Below are 8,334 nucleotides of genomic sequence, written 5' to 3'. Positions count from 1 at the left end.
AGGAAGGAAGGAAGGAAGGAAGGAAGGAAGGAAGGAAGGAAGGAAGGAAGGAAGGAAGGAAGGAAGGAAGGAAGGAAGGAAGGGTGGAATAATTTCCCAATCCTGACTGTCCTGACAGAGCTTTCCGAACGTGAGGACACTCGTCTAATTTATAATGAGCACGCCATAGCCCTGATTTATGATGACAACGGTGTCACAAGACTGTATCTGGACCTTTCCTCCCTGGAAGCGGCCCCCGCCCTGCGGGAGCTGCTGGGACAGATATGTGCCCGGCCGATCATTATAGACTGTGTCGGGAGCGCGGAGCGGGTCGAAGAGGTCTCCCTGGCGCTCTGCACAGCGGGATTTGCGCCGTACGCGCACCTGCGGCGGCTGCGGAATACGAATATTCAGTATCATCCAGAGGCGGATGCCGTGATTCAGCCTGCGCTTCCAGAGGATTGTGAACCGATATTCTCGCTTCTTTGCGAGACCTTTGATCCATATGTCTCTCATCTGCCCAGCAGAGAAAAGCTTCTGCGGCTGATCAACGACCAGCTTGTTTACCGCATCGTAGAGAACGGAGAGATTGCTGCGGTCCAATGTCTGGAACGAACCGGAACCCGCGGACTGTACATCTATCAGACCTTAGTGGCGCCTCCATACCGGGGGCGTGGCCTGGGAACCCTCGTGATCCCATATATTCCAGGCTGCTGCGCCGGCAGCTGCTCCTTTTTTACCGTCTGGGTGATAGACGGCAACGAACGCTCGGTTCGGGTGCTGCAAAGAAGCGGCGCGGTTTTCGACGGCCTGGAGGATACAGTTTTAATCTTTAGATAAGGGGATTTTTATGAAAACCATTCTTCAAATTTTGTCCGGCTTACGTCCGGAATTCGATTTTTCCTCCAGCAGGGATTTCATTGATGACGGCTATCTGGACTCCTTTGATATTGTTGCGCTGATCAGCGAGCTGGAGGAAACCTTCCATATCCTGATTGACGGCATGGATGTATTGCCGGAAAACTTTTGCAGCGTGGAAGCGATTGCTGCCACTGTCAGAAAAAACGGGGGGACGTTGGATTGAAAACAGTTTTCCGCGGCAAACGGATTACCGGCCTTCTCAGCGTGCTTCCGGCCGCCAGCGTGGCCTTTGAGGACGAGGTGGGAAATTACACGTTTCCGGCAAAGCAGACGCTTCGTCTCCAGAAGGTGATGGGCTTCAAGCGGCACTCCATCGTCAAGGAAACCACGGCCGCCTCGGACCTGGCCGCAGCCGGTCTGGCCTGTCTTTTTGAAAAGGGCTGGCTCCGCAGGGAGGAGATCGGCGCATTGGTGGTGAGCTGTTCCTACACGGATCACTTCATTCCGCCGGTGAGCTCCATCCTCCATGGAAAATTCGACCTCCCGGAGGATGTGTTGTGTGCGGATATCAGCCAGGGCTGTGGGGGCTTCCTGATGGCGCTGACGGAGTCTTTCCTCCTGCTGGACCACTTAGAGCCGGGAAAAAAGACTGTGGCAATTGCCACGGACGTGCTGAGCAAGCGGGTCTCCAGGCAGGACCGCAACAGTTGGCCTCTCATCGGCGACGCCGCCGGAATTGCTGTTGTAGAGAACGATCCGGAGGCGGACGGCATTCCCACCGTCATTTATAACAACGGCGGACTTGGCCAGGCGCTGATGATCCCGGCAGGCGGTTCCCGCATGCCCAGCACGCCGGAGACCGCCCGTTCGGAGGACCGGGATGGGGACGGAAACCTGCGGGCATTGGACAACCTCACCATGCAGGGGGCGGACGTGTTCAACTTTATGCAGACGAAGGTTCCGCCCTTGATTGAGGAGACACTGGCCTATGCCGGATTGACGAAGGAGCAGATCGACTGGTATCTCTTCCACCAGCCGAACCGCTTCATGCTGCGGAAGCTGGCGGAGAAGCTGGGCGTCCCCTATGAGAAGATGCCCATGAATGTGGTGGAGGAGCTTGGAAACTCCTCCGGGGCCTGTATCCCGGTGTGCGCTGTCCACAATCTGGCGGAGGAGCTCAGGGCTCCGGAGGAGAGGACCTGCTGCCTCGCCGCCTTTGGCTCTGGACTTATGTGGGGAGCTATGATTGTAAAGCTGGGAGGAATGAGATTTTGTGAAATGCTTACATCCGATCTTTGACCGCCCGGTTTACCGGTTCGCTATGCCGGTGATCGATTCCAGCATGTACCTGGTCCCGGCAGATGGCTCCTGCCTGGTTGTGGACCCCTGTATTTCAGAGGAGGCGGAGAAGCTGCTGAGGGAGCTCCGGATCGAAAGCTGCCTGGTGCTGTTGACCCATGAGCACTACGACCACATCTCCGGCGTGAACTGGCTGCGGGAGCGGCTGCCCTGCCAGGTGGTCTGCTCGGAAAGCTGTGCCGGGCGAATCGCCGACCCAAAGAAGAATCTTGCTGCTTATTTCAAGGCAATCGCCCTCCAGAAGGACAAGTCCGAGAAGGCGGCGCTGGAGGGGTTCCTGGAGCCGCGATATGCCTGCCGGGCGGACCGGACGTATACTGGGCGTTTGGAGATTTGCTGGGAGAACTTGACGCTGAACCTGCGGGAGGCCCCTGGGCACTCCCCGGGGAGTCAGCTCATTGAGGTGGGAAAGCACTGGTATTTCACCGGGGACTCTCTGATTCCGGAGACGCCGCTGGTCACTCAGCTGCCCGGAGGAAGCCGGAAGCTCTATGAGGAGAAGACCCGCCCCTGTCTGGAGGCCATTTCACCGGGAAGCATTCTGTTTCCCGGACATGGCGGAGAGTCTGTTTTCAGCGGAGAGCTGTGACGGGAATGGGCAGTATTTGTGCTCTGACGCGGGAGGGACGTGGAGGTGGACGGCAGACCCTTGAAGCGCCCGGAGCAAACTTGAAGAAAGGTGTTATGTCTATGTATTTTAATGAGTTCTCCAACGTGAGAATCTCCGCCCTGGCGGCGGCTGTCCCGGACCATCGCGAACAGCTCATCAATTACGCCGCCCAATTTTCGACGGAAGAGATTGAAAAGTTCTGCAAATCTACCGGCATTCAGGAAAGGTATTCCAGTGTAGGTGTTGGGACCACCGCCGCGGATCTCTGCGTGGCTGCTGCAGAGGAAATTTTTCAGAGAACCGGCATCAAAAGAGATTCCATCGACGGATTGATTCTTCTCACGCAGACACCGGATTACATGACGCCGCCAACCTCATGCATCATCCAGTACCGCCTGGGGCTGGACAACTGCGGCCTTGTATATGATTCCAGTATCGGCTGTTCCGGCTTCCCGTTCGGAATCCAGATGGCCTGTGCGGATTTAATGGCGGGATGCGAAAAAATTCTGCTGCTGGTAGGAGACTCTTTTGTGGAGTGTCCAGGTATGCAGAAGGACGATCTGCTTTTTGGCGACTGCGGCGTTGCGGTGGTTTTGGAAAAAGTGTCAGAGACTGTGGCCCCCATCAAAGTGGGTATTCGAACCATAGGGAAGGGCTATCCATCTTTGATTTCTCCTTATGGGATGCAGCGCCATCCGCTTAGTGATTTTTATCGGGACAGAGGGCTTGAGGACGCATTGGCTTATAATAATAAAGGAACCATGCATGGGACGGATGTGTTTACCTTCAGCATCAAGGACGCGCCGAAAGCGACAAAAGAATTCCTTGCGCACTTTGACTGCCAGATGGATGACTACGACCTGATCTCAATCCACCAGGCAAACAAAATGATTGTTGACAATGTGGCAAAACGGGTCCAGGCGCCTGCGGAAAAGGTCCTCTGGTCTTTGAACCGTTACGGAAACACACGAGGGTCCAGTACGGCGATGAACATCTGTGATTATGTCCAGAGGGAGAACTTGCATAAGGGAATGAAGCGAATTCTGAATCTGGCTTTCGGTGTTGGGCTGAATGTTGCTTTGGCCGGTTTTGAACTGGATCTGAGCGTAGTTTTGCCGGTTGTCAAAACATCGGCGGTATTTGATGACGGCATTGACAGCTTCTCTTATTTTACTAAGGAGGGAGGAGAGGACTGATATGATCCAGCAAGAGTTTGACGGGAGAAAAATCATAGTGTTCGGCGCATCCTCCGGTATTGGCCGCGCCTGCGCCATCCAATTGGGCGAACAGAGCGCGAACGTCATTCTGGTGGGCCGGAACATGGAGCGGCTGGAGGAAACGGCCGGACATATCCCGGAGGGCCGCCGTACGATTCTGCCCTGTGACGTGTCGGACTTTGACGCGGCTCGGGCTGTGGTCGAAGACGCGGTGGAGCTGGACGGCGCAAAGCTGGATGGCTGCGTATTCTCTGCGGGAGTCAGCACACTTGGCCCTATTACAGCAATCAGGGAGCCCTTATTGCTGGAGATTTTCCGGACAAATCTGTTTTCCCTCTACGGAATCCTGAAAGTGTTTTCGTCTCGCCGCATCAGCCGGGATGGAGCGTCGTTTGTCAGCATTTCCTCCATGGCCGCATTTATGCCTACTAAAGGGCAGTCCATTTATGCGGGAACGAAGGGAGCCATTAATTCAATAACTATTGGGGTTGCGAAGGAACTGGCTAAACGTCGGATCAGAGTGAATACCATTTGTCCAGCTATGGCGGATACGCCGATGGGCGCGGCGTATCTGGAACGAATGGAGGAGGGGCGTTATCCATTAGGGAAGCTAATGCCTGAGGATATTGCAGATGCGGTCCTTTTCCTGCTGAGCAATGCCAGCAAAAAGATTACCGGACAGGCAATCCAGATCACGGCGGGGGACATAGGGGGCAACGATAACTTTGTCTTTTAGACGTTACTTTTCCAATTTTGGCAGATGCGATCTGCAAAACATCATTGGTCGGTTCAGCTGTCCGGCTGTGACCCATACAGATACCTAAAATTTGAAATGCAAAGGAGAACACAAACATGGAACTGACAAAAAAACTTGCTCTGCTGGAAGAGACCCTGGATACCGATGAGGGCGCCCTGAACCCGGAGACCGTTCTGGACGACATGGAGTCCTGGGACTCCCTGGCCATGCTGTCGCTGATCGCCATGCTGGATGAGGAATTCGGAAAGACGATTTCCGGCAAGGAGCTGAAGTCCCTGAAAACCGTAGCGGATATACTCGGCTACATGGAGTAAACCCAAAGGCAGCAGGGCCGGGAGGCCGTTTCAAAGGCCTCCCGACCCTGCCGCCAGTTTTCCGGGGCGCAGTGAAGAACTTATAATGACGATAACTGGAGGATATTGACCGGATGTGGGATAAGGCGGTATTTGAGGAGTTAGAGAGACGGGAGACGGCCTCCCGGGCCGGCGGGGGTGCGGCGCGCATGGCGAAGCAGCACGCTGCGGGCAAGCTGACTGCACGGGAGCGGATGGATATTCTGTTTGACCCCGGCACGTTTACAGAGATTGGCGGGCTGATCGAGTCCCGCCCCCTGGATTTTGGCACGGAGCAGGAGCGGATTCCCGGGGACGGCGTTATCACAGGGTATGGAAAAATCCACGGGCGGCTTGCCTTTGCGGCCTTTGAGGATTTTACCGTGTTCGGCGGGACACTGGGGGAATCCCATGCCCTGAAAATCTGCAAGCTGCAGGACATGGCTCTGGAGATGCGCGCGCCGCTCATTACCGTCAACGACAGCGGGGGAGCGCGGATCGGAGAAGGGCTTCACTCGCTTAACGGCTATTCCGGCATCTTCCTGCGCAACACGGAGGCCTCGGGAGTGATCCCGCAGATTGCCGTAATCATGGGACCCTGCGCCGGTGGAGCCTGCTACTCTCCCGCTATCTGCGATTTCATCTTTATGGTGGAAAGAAGCAGCTACATGTTTATTACTGGGCCACAAGTCATGAAAACCGTAACTAGTGAGACGGTGACGGTGGAGGAGCTGGGCGGAGCGAGGGTCCACGCCACAGAGAGCGGCGTGTCCCATTTCACCTACCCTGATGACAAATCCTGTCTGGAAGGAGTGCGGAGGCTTCTCACTTATCTGCCCCAAAATAACCGGGAAAATCCCCCCGGCATAGCTGGCGCCGTACCGGGGGACTGCGCCGGACTGCAGGAACTCGTGCCGCAAAATCCCCGGAAGGCATATGACATACATAAGGTAATTGATGCCGTTTTGGATAGGGACAGCTTCTTTGAAGTTCAGGCCGAGTGGGCCCGAAACGCCGTCGTCGGCTTTGGGCGTTTAGGCGGCGGAACCGTTGGCATTGTAGCCAACCAGCCTGCGTATATGGGCGGATCGCTGGATTACCATGTCTCCGATAAGATGGCGCGCTTTATCCGCACCTGCGACTGCTTCAATGTTCCGTTGTTAATTCTGATCGATGTTCCGGCCTTCCTGCCGGGAAAAGAGCAGGAGCATAATGGGATTATCCGTCACGGAGCGAAACTTTTGTATGCCTTTTCGGAGGCGTCTGTTCCTAAAATTAGCGTTGTGCTGCGCAAGGCCTATGGCGGAGCCTATATCGCCATGAACAGCAAACGGATGGGGGCCGATATGGTCTTTGCGTGGCCTATCGCGGAGCTGGCGGTGATGGGCGCGGAGGGAGCGGTGGAGATTCTTTTCCGGAAGGAGCTCCGTGCGGCTCCAAAGCGCAGGGACGAGCTGGTGGAGGAATATGAGACTCTGTTTATGAATCCCTATATTGCGGCAGCCAGGGGGTTTATTGACGAAGTGATTCGGCCGGAGGATACAAGAAAACGGATTTTGGCTGCGTTGGAAATGCTGGAGAAGAAGGAAAGGACAACACCCTGGAAAAAGCATGGAAATATCCCTCTGTAAAAAGGCAAAAATGGATCAAGCCTGATGCTGCCGCGCTGACCGAGACGGGTTCGCCTTTACAGGCATTTGTCCGAGGATGTTCGGTGCCCTCACGCGGCAGCACCGCGGCCGAGAACTTTTTCCGCTTTATGTTGAGGTAATATTATATGGGGTTATTTTTACTGGGACGGCCAAGGCATATTCAGTATGTCAATTCAATCTATGCCCCGCATGGGGGCGACTGCGGGAGGCTTTGGAAGACCCTGCCTATCAGGCATTTCAATCCACGCCCCCGCATGGGGGGCGACTCATCGCCTCCCTGTCCCGGAACGCCACCTATGAATTTCAATCCACGCCCCCCGCATGGGGGGCGACCAGGCCAGCCGGATCTATGAGGCGCAGCAGTCCGAATTTCAATCCACGCCCCCCGCATGGGGGGCGACCTCACGGTTATCATCAGCGCGGTCGATGTGGAGGTATTTCAATCCACGCCCCCCGCATGGGGGGCGACTGGTTAGCAGCCATGCCAGCAGCCTGTTCCCGATATTTCAATCCACGCCCCCCGCATGGGGGGCGACTGTCCCAAGCTCTAAACGGCCAGGACAGGCTGATATTTCAATCCACGCCCCCCGCATGGGGGGCGACCGGCTCCGTGTCCGTCACACAGCAGCACATCCTGATTTCAATCCACGCCCCCCGCATGGGGGGCGACGCGGGAGTACTACTATGACAGCCGGAAGCCTGGATTTCAATCCACGCCCCCCGCATGGGGGGCGACTGACGGGCGAGACCAAGGACCGCGCCGCCATCATTATTTCAATCCACGCCCCCCGCATGGGGGGCGACCGCATTGCGTGTATAATAGGACCATAACAAAGAGATTTCAATCCACGCCCCCCGCATGGGGGGCGACCACGTCCGCCTGGGTCCGGTCCGTCACCAGGCGAATTTCAATCCACGCCCCCCGCATGGGGGGCGACTTCATCAGGCTGGACGCGGAGAAGCTGGAGAATTATTTCAATCCACGCCCCCCGCATGGGGGGCGACGAGGAGCTGACCGAACTATTCCGGGACTTGGAATTATTTCAATCCACGCCCCCCGCATGGGGGGCGACAAAGTACACGGAGCACCCGCCAGCCCTGCGGGACAATTTCAATCCACGCCCCCCGCATGGGGGGCGACTCCTGCAGGTGATTAACGTATATCCGCAACAGTTATTTCAATCCACGCCCCCCGCATGGGGGGCGACTGCCAATATTAAAAAAGAAAGAATGGTTCAAGAGATTTCAATCCACGCCCCCCGCATGGGGGGCGACGGCGTGTAATTCATCATGATTGCGCCAATTTCACATTTCAATCCACGCCCCCCGCATGGGGGGCGACCACCCGGAAACCCTCGTTTTCTTTTGTATCGATGAATTTCAATCCACGCCCCCCGCATGGGGGGCGACGAGGCCGGAGCCTCCGGCGCGGAAAACCTTCACATTTCAATCCACGCCCCCCGCATGGGGGGCGACTCAAAAGCCCAATCCAACGATTTCGTTCGCACTATTTCAATCCACGCCCCCCGCATGGGGGGCGACGATGACCTACTGGACGCGCTCCAGG

General features: G+C 56.3%; 8 protein-coding genes and 1 CRISPR repeat array. All 8 genes read left to right on the top strand.

Annotated features, from left to right (window positions below; translation table 11 throughout):
- On the top strand, positions 1-819 hold an 819-nt coding region (locus tag C816_RS18625; RefSeq protein ID WP_016323964.1), incomplete at its 5' end, for a GNAT family N-acetyltransferase.
- A 10-nt stretch (positions 820-829) separates the two neighbouring features.
- Positions 830-1,063 carry an acyl carrier protein gene (locus C816_RS18620; RefSeq protein WP_016323963.1) on the top strand — a complete coding sequence of 78 codons (234 nt, stop codon included), beginning with the start codon at positions 830-832 and terminating at the stop codon, positions 1,061-1,063.
- Positions 1,060-2,139, top strand: a complete 1,080-nt coding sequence (locus C816_RS18615; protein WP_016323962.1) for a 3-oxoacyl-ACP synthase III family protein — start codon at positions 1,060-1,062, stop codon at positions 2,137-2,139. The genes C816_RS18620 and C816_RS18615 overlap by 4 nt, the downstream gene beginning before the upstream one ends.
- The gene (locus C816_RS18610; RefSeq protein ID WP_016323961.1) at positions 2,114-2,788 is read left to right on the top strand and encodes an MBL fold metallo-hydrolase; all 675 of its coding nucleotides are present in this window, start codon (positions 2,114-2,116) and stop codon (positions 2,786-2,788) included. The genes C816_RS18615 and C816_RS18610 overlap by 26 nt, the downstream gene beginning before the upstream one ends.
- 101 nt (positions 2,789-2,889) lie before the next feature.
- Positions 2,890-4,005: a 3-oxoacyl-ACP synthase III family protein gene (locus tag C816_RS18605; RefSeq protein ID WP_016323960.1), complete on the top strand. Its 1,116-nt coding sequence runs from the start codon at positions 2,890-2,892 to the stop codon at positions 4,003-4,005.
- Between the two features lies 1 nt (position 4,006).
- The gene (locus C816_RS18600) at positions 4,007-4,762 is read left to right on the top strand and encodes an SDR family NAD(P)-dependent oxidoreductase (protein WP_016323959.1); all 756 of its coding nucleotides are present in this window, start codon (positions 4,007-4,009) and stop codon (positions 4,760-4,762) included.
- Positions 4,763-4,878: 116 nt separating this feature from the next.
- A complete protein-coding gene (locus C816_RS18595) occupies positions 4,879-5,097 on the top strand; it encodes an acyl carrier protein (RefSeq protein ID WP_016323958.1) in 219 nt (72 codons plus the stop codon).
- 113 nt (positions 5,098-5,210) lie between these two features.
- Positions 5,211-6,746 carry an acyl-CoA carboxylase subunit beta gene (locus C816_RS18590; protein WP_016323957.1) on the top strand — a complete coding sequence of 512 codons (1,536 nt, stop codon included), beginning with the start codon at positions 5,211-5,213 and terminating at the stop codon, positions 6,744-6,746.
- Between the two features lie 190 nt (positions 6,747-6,936).
- A CRISPR array of direct repeats spans positions 6,937-8,309; the repeat unit is 33 nt; unit sequence ATTTCAATCCACGCCCCCCGCATGGGGGGCGAC.
- Positions 8,310-8,334 lie beyond the last annotated feature (25 nt).

Source organism: Oscillibacter sp. 1-3, assembly GCF_000403435.2.
Lineage (GTDB): Bacteria > Bacillota > Clostridia > Oscillospirales > Oscillospiraceae > Oscillibacter.
This window is presented reverse-complemented; position numbering and strand designations above follow the sequence as displayed.